At 37.5% G+C, this 21,804-nt stretch carries 23 protein-coding genes; 10 read left to right on the forward strand and 13 right to left on the reverse strand.

Going from position 1 to position 21,804, the window contains the following annotated elements; genetic code table 11:
- Position 1 precedes the first annotated feature (1 nt).
- The 4 genes from ACXPAV_RS01675 to slyD are packed head-to-tail and all read left to right on the forward strand — an operon-like array spanning position 2 to position 2,757.
- The gene (locus tag ACXPAV_RS01675; protein WP_458003813.1) at positions 2-787 is read left to right on the forward strand and encodes a YchF/TatD family DNA exonuclease; all 786 of its coding nucleotides are present in this window, start codon (positions 2-4) and stop codon (positions 785-787) included.
- A 45-nt stretch (positions 788-832) separates the two neighbouring features.
- Complete coding sequence (locus ACXPAV_RS01680; protein ID WP_458003814.1) at positions 833-1,375, forward strand: DUF1523 family protein; 543 nt, start codon at positions 833-835, stop codon at positions 1,373-1,375.
- Positions 1,376-1,416: 41 nt separating this feature from the next.
- Positions 1,417-2,142, forward strand: coding sequence for an SIMPL domain-containing protein (locus ACXPAV_RS01685; RefSeq protein WP_052119471.1), 726 nt, complete (start codon positions 1,417-1,419; stop codon positions 2,140-2,142).
- Positions 2,143-2,190: 48 nt separating this feature from the next.
- Positions 2,191-2,757: a peptidylprolyl isomerase gene (slyD, locus tag ACXPAV_RS01690; protein ID WP_039173660.1), complete on the forward strand. Its 567-nt coding sequence runs from the start codon at positions 2,191-2,193 to the stop codon at positions 2,755-2,757.
- A gap of 133 nt (positions 2,758-2,890) precedes the next feature.
- Here slyD and ACXPAV_RS01695 read toward each other — a convergent pair whose 3' ends face one another.
- The 7 genes from ACXPAV_RS01695 to yihI all read right to left on the reverse strand — a co-directional run bounded on the left by ACXPAV_RS01695 (position 2,891) and on the right by yihI (position 8,620).
- Entirely contained in the window at positions 2,891-4,258 is a 1,368-nt protein-coding gene (locus ACXPAV_RS01695) for a surface lipoprotein assembly modifier (RefSeq protein ID WP_458003815.1), read from the reverse strand.
- A gap of 69 nt (positions 4,259-4,327) precedes the next feature.
- Positions 4,328-5,074, reverse strand: a complete 747-nt coding sequence (locus ACXPAV_RS01700; protein ID WP_013745318.1) for a HupA family protein — start codon at positions 5,072-5,074, stop codon at positions 4,328-4,330.
- A 288-nt stretch (positions 5,075-5,362) separates the two neighbouring features.
- A complete protein-coding gene (yggU, locus tag ACXPAV_RS01705; RefSeq protein ID WP_013745317.1) occupies positions 5,363-5,650 on the reverse strand; it encodes a DUF167 family protein YggU in 288 nt (95 codons plus the stop codon).
- Positions 5,650-6,207: a YggT family protein gene (locus ACXPAV_RS01710; protein WP_458003816.1), complete on the reverse strand. Its 558-nt coding sequence runs from the start codon at positions 6,205-6,207 to the stop codon at positions 5,650-5,652. The genes yggU and ACXPAV_RS01710 overlap by 1 nt, the downstream gene beginning before the upstream one ends.
- 15 nt (positions 6,208-6,222) lie before the next feature.
- Entirely contained in the window at positions 6,223-7,590 is a 1,368-nt protein-coding gene (gene hemN, locus ACXPAV_RS01715) for an oxygen-independent coproporphyrinogen III oxidase (protein WP_458003817.1), read from the reverse strand.
- Positions 7,591-7,612: 22 nt separating this feature from the next.
- Entirely contained in the window at positions 7,613-8,047 is a 435-nt protein-coding gene (locus ACXPAV_RS01720) for a DUF2489 domain-containing protein (RefSeq protein ID WP_039090055.1), read from the reverse strand.
- 6 nt (positions 8,048-8,053) lie between these two features.
- Entirely contained in the window at positions 8,054-8,620 is a 567-nt protein-coding gene (yihI, locus tag ACXPAV_RS01725) for a Der GTPase-activating protein YihI (RefSeq protein WP_458003818.1), read from the reverse strand.
- Positions 8,621-8,734: 114 nt separating this feature from the next.
- Between yihI and ACXPAV_RS01730 the strand changes: the two genes are divergently transcribed.
- Both ACXPAV_RS01730 and gyrB read left to right on the forward strand, forming a co-directional pair.
- On the forward strand, positions 8,735-9,226 hold the full coding sequence (locus ACXPAV_RS01730; RefSeq protein ID WP_458003819.1) for a hypothetical protein: 492 nt from the start codon (positions 8,735-8,737) through the stop codon (positions 9,224-9,226).
- Positions 9,227-9,338: 112 nt separating this feature from the next.
- Complete coding sequence (gyrB, locus tag ACXPAV_RS01735; RefSeq protein ID WP_458003820.1) at positions 9,339-11,759, forward strand: DNA topoisomerase (ATP-hydrolyzing) subunit B; 2,421 nt, start codon at positions 9,339-9,341, stop codon at positions 11,757-11,759.
- Positions 11,760-11,845: 86 nt separating this feature from the next.
- On the opposite strand, the gene ACXPAV_RS01740 is transcribed toward gyrB, so the two are convergent.
- The 6 genes from ACXPAV_RS01740 to ACXPAV_RS01765 all read right to left on the reverse strand — a co-directional run bounded on the left by ACXPAV_RS01740 (position 11,846) and on the right by ACXPAV_RS01765 (position 18,756).
- On the reverse strand, positions 11,846-13,333 hold the full coding sequence (locus ACXPAV_RS01740; protein ID WP_458003821.1) for a UxaA family hydrolase: 1,488 nt from the start codon (positions 13,331-13,333) through the stop codon (positions 11,846-11,848).
- An 8-nt stretch (positions 13,334-13,341) separates the two neighbouring features.
- Positions 13,342-14,793, reverse strand: coding sequence for a tagaturonate reductase (locus ACXPAV_RS01745; RefSeq protein ID WP_039162407.1), 1,452 nt, complete (start codon positions 14,791-14,793; stop codon positions 13,342-13,344).
- A 16-nt stretch (positions 14,794-14,809) separates the two neighbouring features.
- Positions 14,810-16,102: a TRAP transporter large permease gene (locus ACXPAV_RS01750; protein ID WP_039090043.1), complete on the reverse strand. Its 1,293-nt coding sequence runs from the start codon at positions 16,100-16,102 to the stop codon at positions 14,810-14,812.
- Positions 16,099-16,593: a TRAP transporter small permease gene (locus tag ACXPAV_RS01755; RefSeq protein ID WP_018346132.1), complete on the reverse strand. Its 495-nt coding sequence runs from the start codon at positions 16,591-16,593 to the stop codon at positions 16,099-16,101. Before ACXPAV_RS01755 ends, ACXPAV_RS01750 begins: the two co-directional genes overlap by 4 nt.
- 54 nt (positions 16,594-16,647) lie before the next feature.
- Positions 16,648-17,634 carry a C4-dicarboxylate TRAP transporter substrate-binding protein gene (locus ACXPAV_RS01760; protein WP_018346131.1) on the reverse strand — a complete coding sequence of 329 codons (987 nt, stop codon included), beginning with the start codon at positions 17,632-17,634 and terminating at the stop codon, positions 16,648-16,650.
- Between the two features lie 117 nt (positions 17,635-17,751).
- Positions 17,752-18,756, reverse strand: a complete 1,005-nt coding sequence (locus tag ACXPAV_RS01765; RefSeq protein WP_458003822.1) for a zinc-binding alcohol dehydrogenase family protein — start codon at positions 18,754-18,756, stop codon at positions 17,752-17,754.
- Between the two features lie 146 nt (positions 18,757-18,902).
- Between ACXPAV_RS01765 and ACXPAV_RS01770 the strand changes: the two genes are divergently transcribed.
- The 4 genes from ACXPAV_RS01770 (at position 18,903) to ftsL (ending at position 21,797) form a co-directional block, all read left to right on the forward strand.
- Entirely contained in the window at positions 18,903-19,814 is a 912-nt protein-coding gene (locus ACXPAV_RS01770; protein WP_458003823.1) for a GntR family transcriptional regulator, read from the forward strand.
- A gap of 229 nt (positions 19,815-20,043) precedes the next feature.
- The gene (gene mraZ / locus ACXPAV_RS01775) at positions 20,044-20,502 is read left to right on the forward strand and encodes a division/cell wall cluster transcriptional repressor MraZ (protein ID WP_013745303.1); all 459 of its coding nucleotides are present in this window, start codon (positions 20,044-20,046) and stop codon (positions 20,500-20,502) included.
- Between the two features lie 12 nt (positions 20,503-20,514).
- Positions 20,515-21,480: a 16S rRNA (cytosine(1402)-N(4))-methyltransferase RsmH gene (gene rsmH, locus ACXPAV_RS01780; RefSeq protein WP_458003824.1), complete on the forward strand. Its 966-nt coding sequence runs from the start codon at positions 20,515-20,517 to the stop codon at positions 21,478-21,480.
- Positions 21,477-21,797: a cell division protein FtsL gene (gene ftsL / locus ACXPAV_RS01785; RefSeq protein ID WP_013745301.1), complete on the forward strand. Its 321-nt coding sequence runs from the start codon at positions 21,477-21,479 to the stop codon at positions 21,795-21,797. Before rsmH ends, ftsL begins: the two co-directional genes overlap by 4 nt.
- Positions 21,798-21,804 lie beyond the last annotated feature (7 nt).

Genomic DNA, 21,804 nt, shown 5'->3' on the forward strand with positions numbered 1-21,804 from the left:
AATGTTTATTGTAGATTCCCATTGTCATTTAGACGCATTAGATTATGAAGCTTTACATAAAAATGTGGATGAGGTGTTGGAAAAAGCGAAACAGCGTGATGTGAAACACTGCTTGGCAATTGGCGTAGGTATTTCTCGCTTTCACCAGCTACAACAGCAGTTATCGCATCGTAATGATATTTCCTATTCTTGTGGTATACATCCGTTGGATATTGGTGAAGAGGTATTTGATAGCGCCAAATTGAGAGAGATTATTGCCTTGCCTGAAGTGGTGGCGGTAGGTGAGATCGGTTTAGATTACTATTACAGTGCGGATAATAAGCAGCAGCAACAAGATTGTTTCGCACAGCAGATTGATATTGCTAATGAATTTAAGAAACCGGTGATTATTCATACCCGTTCTGCAGGAGAAGATACCATTCGCTTATTGAAGGAACAGCACGCTGAACGTTGTGGTGGAGTAATCCACTGTTTTACAGAAAATCAATGGTTTGCGGAGCAGGCATTAGCATTAGGTTTTTATATTTCTGTTTCCGGTATTATCACCTTCAGAAATGCAGAAGATATTCGCCAAGTGATCCGTCACGTGCCGCTTGAACGTCTTCTAGTAGAAACGGATTCCCCTTATCTTGCGCCGGTGCCATATCGTGGTAAACAAAATCAGCCTGCTTATGTCAGAGAGGTGTGTGAATATGTTGCAACCTTAAAAGGTGTTTCCGTTGAAGAGTTAGCCCAGATCACTACTAATAATTTTAGCAACTTATTTGGCGTTAATTTGTCACAATAATATGCTAGGATAAAGCAATGTTATCTATGAAATGAGGAAATAATTATGGCTCAGCATTCTACATTACGCCGTTTTTTCTTTTGGTTTTTCCTATTGGTTACGTTATGTGTGCATTTGATTTTGGCTGCAGGAGTAAATTATACCTTTCCAAGTTATGCAATCAAAGAAGTGACGGGCGTTGAAGTCAAACGTGTTGATAAGGATGGCCCGATTACTAAATCTAATCCGGCAGATGGGCCGACACGTGATGTTTATTATATTTATACACAAGACCCCAAAACAGATAAAGTGATGGTGTATCGTAATGAAGACACTCGATGGGGGTTTCCTTTCTACTTCAAGTTTGATTCAGCTAATTTGCAAGCTAAAGCTCAGGGCTTTGCTAACGAGCGTAAATTGGTTGAAGTAAAATATTATGGGTGGCGTATCACAATGTTTGATGAGTTCAGTAATGTCGTTTCGATTAAAGAGGTTGCGCAGGATGCTACTGCTTCAAAACCAATTCTGAGCTATATCTTATATGTCATATTGTTAGTAACATTATTTTTATCTATTCAGTTTATTCGTGGTTGGTTTGACAGCGAATAGACTAGCTTTTTAATTGTTTTGTTATTTTCTAAAGGAGTCATATGAAAAAAACATTTATTCACTATTTTTCAGGTTTTGTTTGTTGTTTAATGATGGTAGCTTCGCCGGTAAAAGCGGAGCCGACTAATAGTGAAGAAACATTAAAAGTCAGTTTTAGGGTTTCAGCTGAAACGGTTGTTCCTCAAGATAAAGTTCAGTTAATTATCAGCACTCAACTCACCGGAGAGCATCTTTCGGCGAAAAGTTCTCAGGAAATTGAGGAGAGGGTAGAAAAGGCGGTCACTAAAATAAAACAATATAAAAATATTAAATTATCCAATAATCAACGACAAAGTTACGCTAATTATGATCAAAAAGGCAAAGTGGCAAGTTGGACGTTAAAAGCGAATTTAGTGTTAGAAAGTAATAGTTTTAGTGAAATTGCACAATTTGTTTCGGATTTACCGAAAGATTTCCTTGTACAGTCAACCAAATTTTTTGTTTCTACTGAATTGCAAAAACAGCAACGAGATAAGTTATTGCAGTCATTGTTGACACAGGTACAGCAACAGGCGGAATTAATCAAATCTGGATTACATTACAATCAATATCGAATTATTAATATGAATATCGACCAAAATAATGTTGATTATATGATGAGAGCAGCGCCTTTGCGTATGGCTAAAGTTGCTGAAATACAGGAAGATGGTAATGCTGTTAGTTTTACACCGGGGGAATCTCAATTATCGATTGAGGCAAATGTTGTTATTGCTCTATCGGAAAAGTAGAAATTCCGTTACAATCCGCACTTTATCCCTAAATAATTGGAGAAATTAATGAAAGTTGCAAAAAATTACGTAGTAGGTATTGCATATCAAGTTCGTACTGAAGATGGTGTGTTAGTAGATGAAGCACCTGCGAATCAACCGTTACTTTATTTACAAGGTCATAATAATCTTGTTATCGGCTTAGAAAATGCATTGGAAGGCAAAGAAGTTGGTGAAAAATTTGACGTGAAAGTATCACCACAAGAGGGTTATGGTGAATATAATGACAATTTAGTGCAACGTGTGCCGAAAGATGTGTTCCACGGTGTTGATGAGTTACAGGCGGGAATGCGTTTTATTGCTGACACTGACATCGGACCATTACCGGTTGTTATTACTGAAGTAACGGATGAAGATGTAGTAGTTGATGGTAACCATATGCTTGCCGGTCAAACTTTATTATTCACTGTTGAAGTGGTTTCTGTGCGTGAAGCTACAGCAGAAGAGATTGCACATGGTCATTTACATCAAGAAGGTGAGGGGTGTTGTGGAGGACATCATCATCACGATGATGAAGATGGCTGCTGTGGAGGTGGACACGGTGGCTGTGGCTGCGGTGGGCATCATCACCACTAAGCGAGAGATGGAATTTTGGAGTAAGCCTGATATTTTCGATATCAGGCTTTTTTATTGGTTAAAAAGCAGTGTGGATAATAGATAGTGATTTTTAATTGAAGATTTTGGTAAATATTTAATTCCAAATATTTAATCAAAATTGTTTTTCAAATAACAGATTGATGTTCTTATCTGTATAAGAATACATTGACGGAATATTACTTACCTGTTGTTTCCAATTAAATTGTAGTTTCGGTGTAATATTCCACCATTGCCAATCACGTTTCCATAGGGTTAAGTTAGCTTGATAGATATGATCTTTCCTCGTTTTATTAAGCGGTAAAATGCCCCCTAGTACAGCTTGATCATGATATTTACGTTTTGAAATAGAAAAATTTATCTGACTAGAAATTCCAAGCTTCCATTCCTGTTTCCAACCTAAGCGTAGGCTATGCGTATGATGAGAATATTGCTTTTCTTGTGTATTTTCCCACAGTGCATCAAATCCTATATATATAAATTGAGTGCTTTTCGGTAACCAAAATAAAGTGCTGGAGATGGATTTGCTATTCCCATCTAATATTTTGGTTTGTGAATATTTATTTTTTGCGTATTCAAGTGTGTTAGATAATTGAAAATGATTATTTAGCCAATGCGACCACGCTAGGGAAATACCATAACTTTGTTGATATCGTTTATTAGCTACCCATCGCCATTGATAAAAAGGTAAAATTGCTAATTGTTGAACTGCATTTTTATATTTATAGCCTAGATTAAGGCGATCTTGAATATCAGTATAATCGTGATTATCCCAATAGTATTTACCATTAAGATAGTTTCCTAAGGCAAGATAATGCGTAGATATTAGATTGAAATCTTTTCCTATGTTGTTGCTAAAAGCAATACCGTGTGCCGATTGAGGCAGCATACTTGGATTTTTCCGAAAACCTGTATTCCCAATATTTATATCTGAAGAAACGTTATTGACATTATCGGTTTGGGTATAATAGGCGTTAAATTGACTATACCAACGATTACGTCGTTGAATTGCTTCAAGATATGAATCAATGAGTTGTTCAAGAGCCGGAGGTAAATTATCTGATTTGACAAGCTCAAATTGCGCTTGTGCTTCATTATTTTGTTGATTTAAAAAGAGAGCTTTGGCTAATTCGATCCGTACCGGATTTAATTTAGGATTGATAGCAAGGATTCGTCGTAATAAATTGATCGATTTGGTATAGTTTTGTTCATTCTGAGCTAAAAGACTTTCAGCGAACAGAACTAAGAACTGATCCGGTTTAGGAAAAGTTAGATATAAAGATAAAAATGTATTAATTAAATTAAAATCTCTTTGTTGAATAGCAAGATTTAATCCTTTTTCAGTAAGGTCTTTATTATTTTTAAATTGTTCTTGCCAAAAATCAATATTAGTGTTTGGCATATTTTCTGTAGATACAACAGAATTTGCTTGAACAGAGAATGATAAAAAAAGGATTAAAGGAAAGAGAAATTTATTTTTCATTATGGTCATAAAACATTAATGTTACAGAATAATCAATACACTTCTTATGAAGTGTATTGATTGGTTATATTATTGTTTGCTACCAGCGAATACGCCTTGCGCTTCAATCTGTGTCGTTCCTTGTTTTAAATTACCGGTTATTGCACCCACAACCTCTTCATATTGTTTACCTGCAACAGAACCGTAGAAATAACCGTTAAGGGTATAACCTTTAATATCACCGTTTACTTCACCGAACATATTAAAAGCACGCCCATTACCCATTTTGCTGATTTCAGCCATATTTTCTTCAGTGTTAATTTCTCCGCCAATAGTAAGTTTTCCATTTTGAGCAAAGTCAAACGCTCCAGTAATTCCCTCATCCTTAATGGTCATATTCATTGTACCGCTTAAGAATTGATTTGCTTGTTCTGGATCAGTGAAAATAGCTTTTCCTTGATAACTGGCATCTAAGTTAGTTGGTAGGGTATTAGGTATATCTTTTGCTGCAAAAACAACACGATAGTCCGGTGAATCAGATGTTCCCATATTGTGTAATCCATAAGCAGTATAGGATTGATGATACGCATTTTCTCCTGTTTGATTGACGAGTGTTTCATAAACTTGTTTATAAACGCTTGCATTACTCTCCGACGCATTAACAATTTTATGTCTTGCATCAACGAGTTCTCCTGCGCCATCTCTCTCAAATCTTACATCACCAATTGCATAAGTACCGCTTGATGAATTGTTACCACCACCGGAGCTCCCACAAGCAACAATACCTAGTGAAAAAAGTGTAACAAGCGCAATTTGTTTAAAAGGAAGTTTTTGCATAGAAATCTCCGTTAAAAGTGTTGTGAAATTAATAAAAAATACAATGAAAGCTTTGTTTTGCTACTAAACTGTTTTAGTAAACAAAAACTTTCTTAGTTTAAAAAAAAAAAAAAAAAAACAAGGGGTTGGCTTCAAAAAGATAAAATTTTTAATGGTGAAATAGTGGCAGAAGAAAAGAATTTTTTGAAAAAAAGCGATCCTTGTGATCGTTGTTTCAGTACGGATTTAAGCGAGAATAATGACAACTAACGCCGTAGGTCAGATAAGAATCTGAATAAAATCGGAGTGCTATTCAAGTAGATCCAGAATAGGCTGGGGAATTTGTTCGGGAGAGGGAATAAAAACCTGCTTATGTCGGCTTAATTCGCCTTTGCGTAATTCAATTTGTGTTTTGGCGACTTTAAATTGTTTGCTAAGAAATTTAAGCAAATGGGCATTGGCTTTGCCGTCAATAGGCGGTGCGGTAATAGTGATTTTCAATTCATCGCCATATAAGCCGACAATTTGATCCTTGCCGGCTTTGGGTTGAAGAATGATATTTAACAACAACCCATTTTCAGTGCGGTTGACTGCCATTATGCAATCATCCAAAGTTGACCGAAGAGATCGAACAATATGTTATTTAGTAAAATAAGGATAATCCCTAAAACCATTACTGAAAAATCAAGCATTCCGGTACGAGGTAAAATCCGGCGAATTGGTGCAAGCAATGGTTCACTAATTTGATATAACACATAATCTAACGGGTTTCCGCCACGACTGAACCAGCTTAAAATAGCTCGTAAAAAGATTGCCCAAAAGATCATTTCCCCCCACGCTTTAACAACAGAAAGCACGCCTAATAACAGCACATAAGGCAGTTCTAAGGAAAGATGTCTGGAAACCACAAAATAAAGCAAAGGCAATTTGATTGCACCTAGAATAAATGCAACCAAAACTGCTGCAAAATCAATGCCGTATTTTATTGGTACGATCTTACGTAACGGCAATAACACTGGTTGTGTTAATTTAACTAATGTTTGCGAAAGCGGATTGTAGAAGTCAACTTTGCAATATTGCAACCAGACTTTTGCGACTAAAATAAAAATATAGATGCCAATAACGGTTTGAACGATAAATTGTAAAGTATTCATCCGAAATCCTTTTGATTAAATAATACGTGAAAATTGCTGACGTTTCGCTTGCTGACGAGAGTAAGTATCAAAACACATACAGATGTTACGAATTAATAGACGACCTTTTGATGAAACAGTAATACTTTCATCATCAATGCTAAGTAATCCATCTTCAACTAAAGGCGCAAGCAGAGCCAAATCTTCAGCAAAATGCTGCTTAAAGTTGATTTGATATTGTTGCTCGATAACCGCAAATTTCAATTTGAAGTTGCAGATTAAGGCTTTAATGACATCACGGCGTAAACAGTCTTCACGTGTCATCACTAAGCCTTTATTTAATGCAATACCGCGAGTCTCAATGTCGGCATAGTAACTTTTTAGTTCTTTTTGGTTTTGTGCGTAACTGTCACCTAATAAGCTGATGGCAGAAACGCCCATTCCCAACAAATCGCACTCTTCCTGAGTGGTATAACCTTGGAAATTACGATGTAAAACACCATTCGCTTGTGCAATAGCCAATTCATCATTCGGTTTTGCAAAGTGATCCATTCCGATGAATTTATAACCTGAATTGGTCAAAAATTCGATAGTGTTTTGCAGAATAGATAATTTTGTTTCTGGTGAAGGTAGCATTTCCTGTTTAATTTTATGCTGCCCAGCAAAACGAGTTGGCAAATGTGCATAATTGAATACGCTTAAGCGATCAGGGTTCAATTCAATTACTTTCTGTAAGGTAAACATAAAGCTGTCTAAGGTCTGCAACGGTAAACCGTAAATCAAATCAAGATTGGTAGATTGAAATCCCAGTTCACGCGCGTGATGCATTAAATCAAAAATAAATTGCTCATCTTGCTCACGATTTATTGCTTTTTGAACCTCTTTGTTAAAATCCTGCACGCCCATACTGATGCGGTTGAAACCGATTTTACGTAGGTGATCCAACATAGAAAGTTCAATTTCACGAGGATCCATTTCAATGCTGATTTCTGCTTTTTCATTAATAGTAAAGTAGCGATGTAACATTGACATTAAACGTTCAGATTGCTCTTCAGTTAAATAAGTTGGTGTGCCACCGCCCCAGTGGATTTGAGTAACGGTTCGTTGAGCAAATAAAGAGGAACGAGTTCGGATCTCTTTTTCCAAGTAATCCAAATAGATATCCGCTTTATGTTGGTGGCGTGTAATTACTTTATTACACGCACAGAAATAGCAAAGCTTATGACAGAAAGGAATATGAATATATAATGATAATGGACGCGTTGGATAACGTTCTGCCGCCATAATAAAATCATCATTGTTATAAACTTCATTAAACTCTAACGCAGTAGGATATGAAGTATAGCGCGGCCCTGATTGGTTATATTTTCGAATCAGATTATGATCCCATAAAATTTCTGACATAATAAATACCCACTAATTATGATTATTTAAGACCCTCAAGTAATTGAGGCAACTCCAACTTAATTTGCTTTTCTAATTTTGCTTCTTTACTTTCCCTTGTGAGATCGAGCTTTCTTCTCTCTTTTTTATCTAATGCCTGGCGTTCTTCCTTAACAGGCATATCTTTAACGGTGAGGTAGAGTTCTTGCATCGCTGGGAAAGCATTCAGCTGAATTTTGCCATAAGCTTCTAACAATGGTTTTAAGCGTAACACACCCTCGGAATGATTGCATTCATCACTCAACATTGCTTTGGCGATAATTTCGATACTTTCTAACAATCGATTCATTCGTTGTTGATAAGCCTGCTGTAACAAGCGTTTTTGCTTTTTAATGGCAAGCAGTAACCAAACAAGATAGCTTGCCATTGCAATGATAATGACACAGCCGACAATTAATAGTAATACTGAAATATTCATTGTAATTTATTTAAATTGGTTGATATTGATTTTTTCAAATTGATAGTAAAGATCCTGCTCATCGTCATCTTCCGGCTCAATACCTAATTCTGCCATTAATTCGTCAATACGATCTAAACATTGCTCAACGAATTCTTGATCTTTCTTCGAAAGTTTTGCTCCCGCTTCAAGTTGATCAAGCAATTGATTCAGAATTTCGTTATTTTCCAACTCAAATAATTCCTGTTCGGCGGAACGTTCTTTTTTCGGACGAATAACAATCTCGATTGGTTCAGCGGAACTGTTCTCTTGGTGATTCACTTCTTCCACAATTAATGGGATTTTCTTACGGCTACCGATACGTGGATCTTTTTTTACATTTTCGGCAATAATATCCGCTTTTTCAGCGTTAGCATAACGGCTACCAGAAGGACGACCTTTATGTTTTTTCTTACGTTTTTCTTCCCAAGCTTTGTTATCCAACTCATATCTTGTTGGTTTTTTACCTTTTTTAGTGCTGGAAATATCGGTTTTATCCTGTTTACGTGCAGGCATTAAATCACTGATTTTTCTTGTTTTTTTCTGACGACTCATAATTAAAAGTTGTTATAAGGATGAATTAAGTTGCGATTATAACACTGAATTGTAAAATTTATCATCCGTTGCTTGAGGTATATTAGCGATTTATATCAAAGGAAACATAAGAAAATGAAAAAAGTATTTTTTATAACAGTAATTTTATTGTTAGCTGCCTGTGTACAGCAGAATGAAGTAAAGCCAGTGATTGATTTGCCATCGCAACAGATCGTAAAAAGCACTTATGCACCAGTTTATCAGGCCACACAACAGACTTACTATGGGCGAGTAAACCAACATTTTAATGTTGATTCTTTTGTACATGGTGTTATTGATTGGTTTAATGGTAAATATAAACAGCCGATTTCAGAGTTAAAACATCAGCTTTATGAGCAAGGTAAAGGTTTTGATGCCTATATTTATGATTATTACAGCGGCATTATTTTTGCAGCTGATTTACAGACCAATTTTCAACGTTTGAATTGTTGGCAACAAGTTGACATTCCGACATTGGAACAGGCAATTTATGATGCATTACGAGATATGAAAAATCAAACCCCATCCCATAATCGAAGTTGGTTAGATCAATCCAGCGAACAATTTGCACGGCAATGCCTGAGTTAAGGCATTGTTTCTCCAGAAAACAAGGGTGATAAAATCGGTATGTTCTAGGATTTAAAGCCCTTTTCTGCTATAATTCAGACTAATTTTTTGAATAAAACTAGAGATAATAATTATGTCAAATCAAACGTCAAATTCTTACGATTCATCAAGTATTAAAGTTTTAAAAGGGCTTGATGCGGTGCGTAAACGTCCGGGTATGTATATCGGCGACACCGATGATGGTACAGGTTTACACCATATGGTGTTTGAGGTCGTTGATAATGCGATTGATGAAGCTTTAGCCGGTTATTGTAAAGACATTATCGTGACTATTCACGAAGATAATTCTGTATCCGTACAGGATGACGGGCGTGGTATTCCGGTCGGCATTCACGAAGAAGAGGGCGTTTCAGCAGCGGAAGTGATTATGACCGTATTGCACGCCGGCGGTAAATTTGACGACAACTCTTATAAAGTTTCAGGCGGTTTGCACGGCGTAGGGGTGTCGGTGGTAAATGCACTTTCCGACAAGTTACAGCTAACCATTCGCCGTGAAGGACACGTTCACGAACAATTTTATCGTTTGGGAGAACCACAGGCACCATTGGCAGTTATCGGTGAGAGTGATAAAACCGGAACTACTGTGCGTTTTTGGCCAAGTCCGTCTATTTTCAGCGACACTGAATTCCAATATGAGGTCTTATCTAAACGCTTGCGTGAGCTTTCTTTTTTGAATTCAGGCGTATCTATTCGTTTAATTGATTTACGCACCAACCGTTCCGATCACTTTCATTATGAAGGTGGAATTCAAGCGTTTGTGGAATATTTAAACAAAAATAAAAATCCAATTCATAGCAAACCGTTCTATCTTAACACTGAGAAAGATGGCATCGGTGTGGAAGTGGCTTTGCAGTGGAATGACGGTTTCCAAGAGAATTTATACTGTTTCACTAACAATATTCCACAACGTGATGGCGGAACTCACTTAGCCGGTTTCCGTGCAGCGATGACCCGTACCCTTAATAACTATATGGAAAAAGAGGGATATAACAAAAAATCGAAAGTGGCGATGGCAGGTGATGATGCGCGTGAAGGCTTGGTGGCGATTGTGTCCGTTAAAGTACCGGATCCTAAATTTTCATCACAAACCAAAGATAAACTGGTTTCTTCTGAAGTGAAAAGTGTAGTGGAATCTGCAGTTGGTGAGCGTTTGCAGGAATATTTATTGGAAAATCCGAACGATGCCAAAATTATTGTCGGTAAAATTATTGATGCGGCTCGTGCAAGAGAAGCAGCACGTAAAGCTAGAGAGATGACTCGCCGTAAAGGAGCATTGGATTTAGGTGGTTTGCCGGGTAAATTGGCGGATTGTCAGGAACGTGATCCGGCATTGTCAGAACTCTACATTGTGGAAGGGGATTCCGCCGGCGGTTCTGCTAAACAGGGACGTAATCGTAAAAATCAGGCGATTTTGCCGCTAAAAGGAAAAATATTAAATGTTGAAAAGGCCCGTTTTGACAGAATGCTCTCTTCTCAAGAAGTGGCGGCATTGATTACCGCATTGGGCTGTGGCATTGGACGTGATGAGTATAATCCGGACAAATTGCGTTACCACAGCATTATTATTATGACCGATGCGGATGTGGACGGCTCACATATTCGTACCTTGTTATTAACTTTCTTCTATCGTCAAATGCCGGAGTTGATCGAACGTGGACACGTTTATATTGCTCAACCGCCACTTTACAAAGTGAAGAAAGGTAAACAGGAACAATATATTAAAGATGACGATGCAATGACCCAATATGAATTGGCGATTGCGTTGGATGGAGCGGCGTTATATGTCAATCCGACCGCACCGGCAATGCAAGGTTTGCCGTTGGAGAATTTGGTCGCAGAATATAACCGTGTAAATAAAATGATTAACCGAGTATCTCGCCGTTATCCGGCAGCAATTTTGCGCGAGTTGATTTATCAGGATGATTTAACACCGGCACTAATGCAGCAAGAGGAAGCCGTGAAAAGCTGGGTGGATACATTGGTGGCAACCTTGGCTCGCAAAGAACAGCACGGTACCCATTATTCTGCGAAAGTACAATACAATGCAGAACGTCATTTATATGAACCGGTGATCACTGTGCGTACTCACGGCATTGATACCGATTACGCCTTGGATTTCCACTTTATCGAAGGCAGTGAATATGCATTATTATTGAAACTTGGTCATCAATTACGCAACCTGATTGAAGATGGAGCATATGTTACTCGTGGTGAACGTCGTTTTAACATTACTTCATTTGAACAAGCAATTGACTGGTTAGTGAAAGAATCTCGTCGTGGTTTGTCTGTACAACGTTATAAAGGATTGGGTGAAATGAATCCGGAACAGTTATGGGAAACCACAATGGATCCGGAAGCACGTCGTATGTTAAAAGTGTCCATTCGTGATGCAGTGGCAGCAGATCAAATCTTCACCACTTTAATGGGAGATGAAGTTGAACCGCGCCGTGATTTCATTGAAACCAATGCATTGCACGCGAATTTAGATATTTAATCGTGAACCACCATTAAAAATGCGGCATAACTTACACAAAATGTAGGTTATGCCGTTTTTGTATTGGGTTGTTTGTGAAGTATTTTCTACAAGGTTACGCCACTCTTAAAGATTGCTAACTCTCTGAATTGATTGATTTCGTTTTTAGTCGGTTTGCCGTTCACGATTTCAACTACATTGTTGATAAAATCGTCCAATAACTGGCTCATATCAACATCTTCAACTAAACGTCCGGCATTGAAGTCGATCCAGTTGCGTTTGCGTTGTGCTAATTCACTGTTAGTGGCAATTTTCATTGTTGGTACAAAGCCGCCGTATGGTGTGCCGCGACCGGTGGTGAACAACACCATATGACAGCCGGCGGCTGCCAACGCACTGGTGGCAACCGCATCGTTCCCCGGCGCCGTTAATAGATTTAAACCGGCTTTGCAGAGGCGTTCACCATATTTCAACACATCGACCACTTGGCTATGACCGGCTTTTTGGGTGCAGCCGAGCGATTTATCTTCCAATGTGGTAATGCCACCTGATTTATTTCCCGGAGAAGGATTTTCATAAATCGGTTGATGATGGGAGATAAAATAGTGTTTAAAGCCGTTTACCATTGCAACCGTTTTATCGAAAGTTTGTTGGTCGCGGCAGTGGCTCATCAAAATGCGTTCTGCACCAAACATTTCCGGCACTTCGGTCAATACGGTCGTTCCGCCGTGAGTGGTTAAGTAATCAGAAAAGTTGCCTAACAAAGGGTTGGCAGTAATACCGGACAAACCATCAGAACCGCCACATTCTAAACCGAATTTCACTTCGCTTAATTTCCCTGCTTGGCGGCGATCATTGCGCATTTGTTGATAGAGTTGCTGCAATAATTCCAATCCGGCTTCTACCTCATCTTCAAAATGTTGCGATACCATAAATTTCACACGTTGAGGATCGTAATCGCCCAAAGTTTCCCGAAAGGCATCAATTTGGTTATTTTCACATCCAAGACCGATCACCAATACGGCGCCGGCATTAGGATGTTTAACCATATTTTGTAACATCACTTTGGTGTTTTGATGGTCATCACCAAGTTGTGAACAACCATAACTGTGAGAAAAGGTGAATACGCCATCAATGTCATCAGCCGGATTTTGTTGCAAAAATCGTTGGCGAATTTGATTAGCGATGCCGACCACACAACCGACAGTCGGGATAATCCAAAGTTCGTTACGAATGGCAACGTCACCATTGGCACGGCGATAGATCTGCACTTCACGATCCGCTTCATTAATGTCAATCGCCGGAAAATTCGGTTGATAGCTATAGTCATTAATATCGTTTAAATTGGTTTTCACATTATGCGTATGCACATAATCACCGCTTGTAATGGCACAGGTAGCGTGTCCAATGGGATAACCATATTTGATAATGTTTTCCTGTGCGGCAATATCTTTTACCGCAAATTTATGTCCACGCGGAATATCCTGTTTTAGTCTGATTTCCTTATCTGCAAGATGAATAACAGTGCCTGCACTTAAATTTTGTAGCGCAACGGCAACATTATCCTGAGCTTGAATTTGAATAAACTGCTTCATAATCGCTCCTAACAATATTGTGATAATGCGTTACGCATTCCTTTTGCGAGAATAGCATCCAATTTTTCGGTAACATCGTCCACTAAGTCAGGAAGTTGAGTTAAATCCTGTTGCCAATGTTCGGTTTGGCTCAAGACGTTTTGCACTAACTGTTTAGTGGAGAGCGTTTGTTGCTGCCATTGTTGCCACCAATCTGCAAAATGATCCAACCAAATTTGATCATCCTTCAATGGAATAGCTTGTTGATCTCGTTTACCGCGATAAAAAGCAATCAACGCCGCTAAAGCGAAGGTTAAACGCACCGGTAATTTTTGATATTTTTGCTGATAAGCTAATAATTGTGGCAGAATACGAGTACGATATTTGGTCATACTATTTAGGGAAATGGATAATAGTGCGTGCTGAATAAACGGATTTTGGAAACGTCCGATGACCGCATCGGCAAAATGTTGCAACTCGTCTTGTGGCAATGAGAGCACCGGTATAATTTCTTGCGCTAAAGTATCGATCACAAATTGGCGTAGTTGTTGATCCTGCATTGCATCACCGACATAATCCACGCCGGCAAGGTATGCAACCGGAACTAATGATGTATGCGCACCGTTTAAAATGGCGACCTTGCGTTCTTTATAAGGTTTGATGTCATCCACAACCAAGATATTTAATTTGAGTTGATCCTGACGGAACAATTTTTCTAAAGATTTCGGACCTTGAATGACAAACAGATAAAAATATTCGGCGGTATCTAAGAATTGATCCTGATAACCGAGTTCGTCAGTAAGTTGTTCCACTTCATTACGAGGATAACCGGTCACAATACGATCGACCAAAGTGGAGCAGAACGTATTCGCCTGTTCTAGCCAATCGATAAATTGAGCTGGTAGTTGCCATTCTTGGGCATAACGAAGTACCAGACGTTTTAATTCTACGCCGTTATAATCGATTAATTCACACGGCAATAAAATAAAACCTTGGCTCTTGTCGCCATTGACTACCTTGAAGCGTTCATAGAGAAGTTGCGTTAATTTTGCCGGGTAACTTAGTGCCGGGCGATCGGTTAATTTATCACCTTCGTGATAGCTAATGCCGGCTTCAGTGGTATTAGAAAAAATTACTTTAATATCAAGGTTATGTGCTAATTGAAGGTAATCATCAAATTGTTGATAAGGGTTAATTTCATTATTAACTGAACGAATAATCCGCGCCTGTTTTACCGCTTCGCCTTTTTCATTTAAACCACGAATAATAGTGGTATAAAGTCCGTCTTGGGTGTTTAATGACGGCGGAAAATCGGTATTAATCGGACGCACAATGGTTACACCGCTATTAAAATCAGTTTTTTCATTTAATAAATCAATTTGCCAATCAATAAAAGCACGTAAGAAATTGCCTTCACCAAATTGAATGATTTTTGTTGGATATTGATTTCCCGGAAAGTTTGTACGGTTGAGTTGTTTCATAATTTATTGTCCTTCATTAATTTGCAATTCCATAAACAAGGTTTGGTAACCAAATGCTGATAGATGGAATATAAGTCAGTAGTATTAATTCAAAGATGAGCAGTCCCCAAAAAGGAATGACATCTTTAATAAATTTTTCGATTGGTACTTCTGTGATGGAGCAAGTAGTAAACATTACTGTGCCCAATGGCGGTGTGATGGTTCCGATTGCACCATTGAAAATAAACACGATACCGAAATGAATAGGATCTATGCCATATGAGTTGGCGATTGGTGCAAGTAACGGTGCAAGCACGATCATAATGGCATTGCCTTCAAGAAACATACCTAAAATCAGCAATGAAATATTAACTAACATAAGGAATGTAATTGGGCTATCAACAACAGTTGTCATCCATTGAGCTAATGCTTGAGGAACACGTTCCCAAGTTAAAAATTTAGAGAAAGCAACAGCCATACAAATAATCAATAAGACATTGGCTGCACCTAAAGCTGATTCTCTTGTTGCCAACCAAAGTTGTTTTATATCCATATTCCTATAGATTAAAGTTCCTAAAATAATGGCATAAATGACAGCAACGGCACCTGCTTCGGTAGGTGTAAAAACGCCCATTCTAATACCGCCAATAATGATGATTGGTAATAATAATGCGAGAACAGCATCTTTAGCGGAGAGTGCAATTTCTTTGCAGCTTGCTCTTTTTTCCCTAATTGGTAAATATCCTCTTTTTTTAGAAATGATTGAGACCAAAATCATCATCATAATGCAGAGTAATGTTCCTGGGATAATGCCGGCTAAGAATAATCTGCCAATAGATACATTATTCACATAGCCGTAAATAATCATTGCAATACCTGGCGGAATAATCGGAGTAATTAGTGAGCCAGCTGCGGTAACAGCGGCAGAAAATGAAGCACTATAACCACGAGCAACCATTTGTGGCACTAACAGTTTTGAATTCATTGCGGCATCGGCAATATTTGAGCCGGATAGACCACCCATTAATGTACTTAATGCCACATTAACTTGAGCTAATCCACCATTCATATGTCCGGTTAGAACTTCACAAAATTTTAGTAATCTTGCACTAATACCGGTGTGATTCATAAAAACACCTGCCATAATAAAGAATGGTATTGCCAATAAAGTGACAGACTCTAAACCTCCGGCTAAACGTTGAATAAGCATAATCATTGGTAGATCACTCATCAAAAAATAGCAGAGTGTGGAAATGAAAATACAAAATGCAACAGGAGTTCCTATAACAAAAAGAATTAACAAAATTGTAATAGGGATAACTACGCTCATAATTTACTCCTATGATTAATTCTGAAGTAATAGACAATCTTTCTGATCTCGTAATAAAGCATAAAGCAGGCACTAATTGGAATAATTGCATAAATAGCGAGATAAGAAATATGTAGTGTTGGTGTAAAACGCACCTTGGACATTGGTAATAATTTGAATCCTAAATAGATCATAAAAACTAACGCAAAGATCATAATGCAAGGCTGTATAACGCCATCGATAAAGTTTGCTATTTTGTGAGGAAGTTTGCTTAACAGGAAATCAATGCGAATAAGTTCATTATTTTTACATAAGGCACTTGATGCTAAAAATGTAAACCAAATAAAGAACACAACACACATTTCTTCTACCCAGGCACTAGGCGAATTAAGAAAATAGCGCATAATAACTCCGTAGCCTGAAAGTAGAACGATTAATGCTAAGAAAAATGATGCGAGGATTTCATCAATATCACTAAGCCAAAATTTCTTTTGTTGGGGTTGTTGATTCATAAATCCCTCCAAAGTTAAAAAACGGCGTGATGGACACGCCGTGTATCAAAGTTATTAATAAGTTTCTAATTGAGCTTGGATATTTTTATATAAGTTAGGAGTCCACTCAGGGAATGCTTCTTGTATTTTGCTTCTTACAGTATCGGAAAATGCTTTGATATCCACTTGGTTAATTTTCACTCCTGCTTTGCGAAGGTTTTCGATTGCTTCTTTCTCTGCGGTTTGTACTTGATTGGCTCCAAAAACAACCATCTCGTTACCTGAATCAATAATAATTTTTTGTTGTTCCGGGGTTAGTGTATCCCAAAACGCAGTTCCCACTACAAAAGGAGACATATGGGTTGAATGTGCGGTGAGATTTAGATTTTTTGCAACTTCAAAAAATTTGCCACCATAAAGTACGGCTGGTGGATTTTCTAATCCATCAATAATTCCTTCAGACAAACCAGGGTAAACATCTGATAGTGACATAGGAGTAGGTACTCCACCCATAGCTTTTATTGTTTGTAAAGGTACTCTAGAATGCTGAACTCTTATTTTCATACCTTTCAAATCTTCCGGTTTAGTAACCGGTTTTTTAGTCAATAGATGACGAGTTCCATAGATGACATCTGGGATAACGATATGAATATTTTGTTTATCTAATTGCTCACTAAGTCCTTTAAACCAATCGGAATGTAGAAGTTTAGATTTTTTCTCAAAAGATTGAGATAAGTACGGAGCATTGATAACACCTAAGTCAGGAACGATATCCATTAATGCTCCATAGTCACTAATGGTAATAATATTAGCTCCAAAACGAGCTTGTTCTAACACTTCTGTTTCGCTCCCAAGTTGGCTAGAAGGGAATAATTTAAAGATAATGTCGCCATTAGATTTTTCTTTAACTTTATCAGCCCAGAAATGCATTGCTTTATCAATCGGTTCACCCGGTTGGTTACCATAAGCAATCATAATTTCTGTAGCAGAGAAAGCATTAACAGAAAGGGTAAATAGTCCTAAAGATAGTAGGGTTGTTAATGGTTTTTTGAATAAACGCATAATTTTCCTCACTTAGTTTTGGGTGGTTTGTAAATTTTGGTGTTATCAGGTTGAACAGGAACCCAACAACATAATGTGATAAAAACAGCTAAATTATGATTTTTATCTGTTTTTTATTTAATAAGTAACAACACTTTTTATTAAATCTTTATTATTTACTACTTGCTCTTCAAAAACTTCTGCAAGTTGATCAAATTTAAAAGTATGAGTTAGCATCATTGCAGCACTTAATTTTCCTTGTGCCATAAGGGATTGTACTTTTTCAAAATCTTCTGGAGTTGCATTACGGCTTCCTAAAAGGGTAGTTTCTTTTTTATGGAAATCAGGATCGTGGATGGAGAAATCTCCTTTAAATAAACCGACAAAAACAATTCTTCCACCGTGGCGGATTAGATTTACATCATTATTCATTGCCTTTTGATTACCAGTGGCATCAATGACAATAAGAGGTAATTTCCCATTAAAGAAATTTTCTACTTTTTCATCAATTGGATTAAAAGCTGGAAGTTTAAGCTGTGTTTTAATATGTCTTCTTCTTTCAGCACTGGTATCAGCAATAGCGACATTTGCTCCATCAGCAGCAGCGATTGCAGCAGCACCAAGACCAATTGGACCAGCACCAACAATTAAAACATCGTCTCCGGCTTTAATTTCTGCTCGGCGAACTGCGTGAGCACTGATTGCAAAAGGTTCTATTAATGCAGCAGTGATATCATCAACTTGATCATCTATAGCTAGGATATTTCTAGCAGGGGCAGCAAGATATTCGCTAAATGCGCCATCTTCGTGAACACCAATAACAGAAATTCTTTCACAGCAGTTTGTTCTTCCACTGCGACAAGCATCGCATTCACCACAAGAAATATAAGGAATCAAGGCTACTCTTTGACCAATTTTCCATTGAGATACTTTTGCTCCGATTTCAGTAATAATGCCACTAGCTTCGTGTCCTAAAATACGTGGATAACTAAAAAATGGTTGGTTTCCTCCAAATGCATGAATATCAGTTCCACAAATACCTACAGCAGTAACTTTAAGCAAGACTTGATCTTCTTTAATTGTAGGCACGGAGAGTTGTTCATATGAAAATTCAAAAGGTCTATTACAAACTAAAGCTTTCATTTTTAATCCTTATTTTACTTATTGAAAATTAACTACATAGCTATTATTTGCGCTTTACAAAAGAATTTCAGAATTTAGTTGTAGTAATGTGAATGGCAAAATGTTTTAATGTTTTTTATATGTTTTTTATGAAAAGAGGGTAGAAAATGAGTAGAGATTTTGAACTAAGAAATGAAGTTGCTAATCAGGTAATGGATGCTATTTCTGCAAAAGTGTTGGATTCACCTTTACCTTCACAAGTGATTCTTGCTTCTTTATATAACGTTAGTAGAACAACAATCCGTTCTGTTTTATCTGAATTATTGAAAAAAGGTATTTTAGTGAAACAGAATGAAAATTATGTTGTATGCCGGGAACCGAAAGAAAAAGATAAATTTACTTTGTTAAAAACGAAGCAAAATGATCCAAAATCTCTTAAAAAAATTGAATCTTACTTTCAAGAAATTGTGCGAACCAAAGTAATTAAACCAGGCGATCAAATTTCAGAGTTATGGTTGGCTAAAAATGCAAATGTTGACATTTTTTCAGTTAGAGCATATCTCATTCAATTTTCCAGATTTAATCTTATTAAAAATTTAGGTAAAGGAGAGTGGCAATTAGTTGCATTTACCCCACATTATGCTGATAAATTATTTGAATTAAGAGAAATGCTGGAATGTCATGCTTTAAATTGCTTTATGAATTTGCCTCAATCAGATGTGAGATGGAGTCAAATGAGAATGTTGTTACAAGAACATAGAGCACTTCGAGAACATATTTCGGAACAATTTACTGATTTTGCCAAATTAGATCATCAATTTCATTCTATTATTTTATCCGCTGCGGATAACCCCTTTATTAATGATTTCATTGAATTGATTTCTATAATTTTTAACTTTCATTATCAATGGGATAATAGAGATTTAAAAACAAGAAATATTTTAGCAGTTGAAGAACATTTAGCCGTTTTAGTGAAAATTGTCAGTCAAGACGACTTGGGAGCGATCACAGAACTAAAACGCCATTTAAATACTGCTAAAAAATCTTTGATGAATAGTATCAGATTAGTACATCAGTGATATCTGAACAGGGGTTAATGAAAGAAAAGCATCATCAAATTGATATTGAAATAGCTCATTCAGCAGATAATGAGATTTTTCTTTTCCGACACCCCAAAAATTCTTTGTAAAGATTGAACTAATCGCTTGCAATCAGGGTTTTCAAAGCATAGACTTAGCAAGAAGTGGTAAATTGTGGTAAATAGTGGTAATAAATTCTCTTTTTCGGTTCATTTTATAGGTAACGAGTATGTTTCGAGGCGCATCGTTGATTAATCTTGATGCAAAGGGGCGTTTGGCGATCCCGACTCGTTATCGTGCAGAATTACAGGAAAAAGAGCAGGGACAATTAATTTGTACTGCCGATATTCGTCAACCTTGCCTTTTACTTTATCCTCTCTCTGAATGGGAAATTATTGAGCAGAAATTACTGCAATTACCGAATTTTGATGAAACTGGACGACGTTTACAACGTGTTATGTTGGGATATGCAACAGAATGCGAGTTGGATAAGACCGGTCGTATCTTGCTTAGTCCCGCATTAAGACAACATGCCGCCCTAGAAAAAGAAATTATGCTGGTTGGTCAGCTTAACAAATTTGAGATTTGGCAAGCCGACAGATGGCAGCAGCAAATCGAACAAGACATTCAAATTGGTAGCAGTGGTACGATGGCAACGTCTGAAGAGTTAAAAACTTTGTTTTTATAAGTGAATTTTTATATGGAACAAGTCACCTATTCAGATCCTTCACACTTTACTGTTTTATTGAATGAAGCAGTGGATGGTTTAGCAATCAAGCCGAACGGTATTTATATTGACGGTACTTTCGGTCGTGGCGGTCATTCACGTCGTATTCTCTCCTTGTTAGGCGAACAAGGTCGCTTGATTGCGATTGATCGTGATCCACAGGCTATCGCTGCTGCGCAATCCATTCAGGATCCTCGTTTTTCCATAGAACACCACAACTTTTCAGAAATTAATGAAATTTGCGAAAAATATCAGCTAATCGGCAAAATTGACGGCATTTTGTTGGATTTAGGTGTTTCTTCGCCACAGCTTGATCAAGCGGAACGTGGCTTCAGTTTTATGCAGGATGGGCCTTTAGATATGCGTATGGATACGACAAAAGGGCTTTCCGCAGCACAATGGTTACAACAGGTTTCGGAAAGTGATCTTGCTTGGGTGTTAAAAACATTCAGTGAAGAGCGTTTTGCGAAACGTATTGCGAGAAATATTGTTCAATTTAATCAACAAGCCAAATTAAACGGTACAGAACCACTTACCCGCACCCTTCAGTTGGCACAATTAATTGCACAATCTATTCCGGTTAAAGAGAAACATAAACATCCGGCAACTCGTAGTTTTCAGGCTATTCGTATTTTTATTAATAGTGAATTGGAAGAGTTGGAGAAAATTTTAATGGCAGCAATTGATGTGTTGGCACCGCAAGGACGTTTGTCAATTATTAGTTTTCATTCTTTAGAAGATCGTTTAGTTAAACGTTTTATGAAAAAACAGAGCAAAGGTGATGATATTCCAAGAGGCTTGCCGTTGACAGAAGATCAAATTGAACGCAATCAAAAATTGAAGATTATCGGTAAGGCAATTATGCCAAGTGAACAGGAAATTGCTGTCAATAGCCGTTCTCGAAGTGCGGTATTACGTATTGCAGAGAGGTTATTATGATTTTTAATCGTTATGATCGTTATCCGTTATGGCGAATTATTGTGGATGATATTTTCCAAGCCAACAAAACAGTGATGCTGCTGTTGATTGCGTTATTGATTAGCGCAGTGTCGACCATCTGGGTAACGCATTTAACTCGTTTGGCGATCAGCGAAAAGAATCAGTTGCAGACGGAATATCAAGCATTGCAGAGCGAAGCACTTAATTTGCGTTTGGAAGACAGTGCATTGAGTGATCGCACACGTATTGAGGGGATTGCAAAACAGTTGGGAATGCAATCTACGCAAGATGATCAGGAAGTGTTAATTATTGAATAATTAGAGG

This window comes from Gallibacterium sp. ZY190522 (genome assembly GCF_054166015.1).

Coding starts and splice junctions, on each gene's coding strand:
- ACXPAV_RS01745 (WP_039162407.1), bottom strand. CDS start 14,793: ATGAAACAACTCAACCGTACAAACTTTCCGGGAAATCAATATCCAACA.
- ACXPAV_RS01730 (WP_458003819.1), top strand. CDS start 8,735: ATGAAAAAAGTATTTTTTATAACAGTAATTTTATTGTTAGCTGCCTGT.
- hemN (WP_458003817.1), bottom strand. CDS start 7,590: ATGTCAGAAATTTTATGGGATCATAATCTGATTCGAAAATATAACCAA.
- ACXPAV_RS01750 (WP_039090043.1), bottom strand. CDS start 16,102: ATGAGCGTAGTTATCCCTATTACAATTTTGTTAATTCTTTTTGTTATA.
- ACXPAV_RS01700 (WP_013745318.1), bottom strand. CDS start 5,074: ATGCAAAAACTTCCTTTTAAACAAATTGCGCTTGTTACACTTTTTTCA.
- ACXPAV_RS01765 (WP_458003822.1), bottom strand. CDS start 18,756: ATGAAAGCTTTAGTTTGTAATAGACCTTTTGAATTTTCATATGAACAA.
- ACXPAV_RS01755 (WP_018346132.1), bottom strand. CDS start 16,593: ATGAATCAACAACCCCAACAAAAGAAATTTTGGCTTAGTGATATTGAT.
- ACXPAV_RS01695 (WP_458003815.1), bottom strand. CDS start 4,258: ATGAAAAATAAATTTCTCTTTCCTTTAATCCTTTTTTTATCATTCTCT.
- ACXPAV_RS01685 (WP_052119471.1), top strand. CDS start 1,417: ATGAAAAAAACATTTATTCACTATTTTTCAGGTTTTGTTTGTTGTTTA.
- rsmH (WP_458003824.1), top strand. CDS start 20,515: ATGGAACAAGTCACCTATTCAGATCCTTCACACTTTACTGTTTTATTG.
- mraZ (WP_013745303.1), top strand. CDS start 20,044: ATGTTTCGAGGCGCATCGTTGATTAATCTTGATGCAAAGGGGCGTTTG.
- gyrB (WP_458003820.1), top strand. CDS start 9,339: ATGTCAAATCAAACGTCAAATTCTTACGATTCATCAAGTATTAAAGTT.
- yggU (WP_013745317.1), bottom strand. CDS start 5,650: ATGGCAGTCAACCGCACTGAAAATGGGTTGTTGTTAAATATCATTCTT.
- ACXPAV_RS01710 (WP_458003816.1), bottom strand. CDS start 6,207: ATGAATACTTTACAATTTATCGTTCAAACCGTTATTGGCATCTATATT.
- ACXPAV_RS01675 (WP_458003813.1), top strand. CDS start 2: ATGTTTATTGTAGATTCCCATTGTCATTTAGACGCATTAGATTATGAA.
- ACXPAV_RS01770 (WP_458003823.1), top strand. CDS start 18,903: ATGAGTAGAGATTTTGAACTAAGAAATGAAGTTGCTAATCAGGTAATG.
- ACXPAV_RS01680 (WP_458003814.1), top strand. CDS start 833: ATGGCTCAGCATTCTACATTACGCCGTTTTTTCTTTTGGTTTTTCCTA.
- ftsL (WP_013745301.1), top strand. CDS start 21,477: ATGATTTTTAATCGTTATGATCGTTATCCGTTATGGCGAATTATTGTG.
- ACXPAV_RS01740 (WP_458003821.1), bottom strand. CDS start 13,333: ATGAAGCAGTTTATTCAAATTCAAGCTCAGGATAATGTTGCCGTTGCG.
- ACXPAV_RS01760 (WP_018346131.1), bottom strand. CDS start 17,634: ATGCGTTTATTCAAAAAACCATTAACAACCCTACTATCTTTAGGACTA.
- yihI (WP_458003818.1), bottom strand. CDS start 8,620: ATGAGTCGTCAGAAAAAAACAAGAAAAATCAGTGATTTAATGCCTGCA.
- slyD (WP_039173660.1), top strand. CDS start 2,191: ATGAAAGTTGCAAAAAATTACGTAGTAGGTATTGCATATCAAGTTCGT.
- ACXPAV_RS01720 (WP_039090055.1), bottom strand. CDS start 8,047: ATGAATATTTCAGTATTACTATTAATTGTCGGCTGTGTCATTATCATT.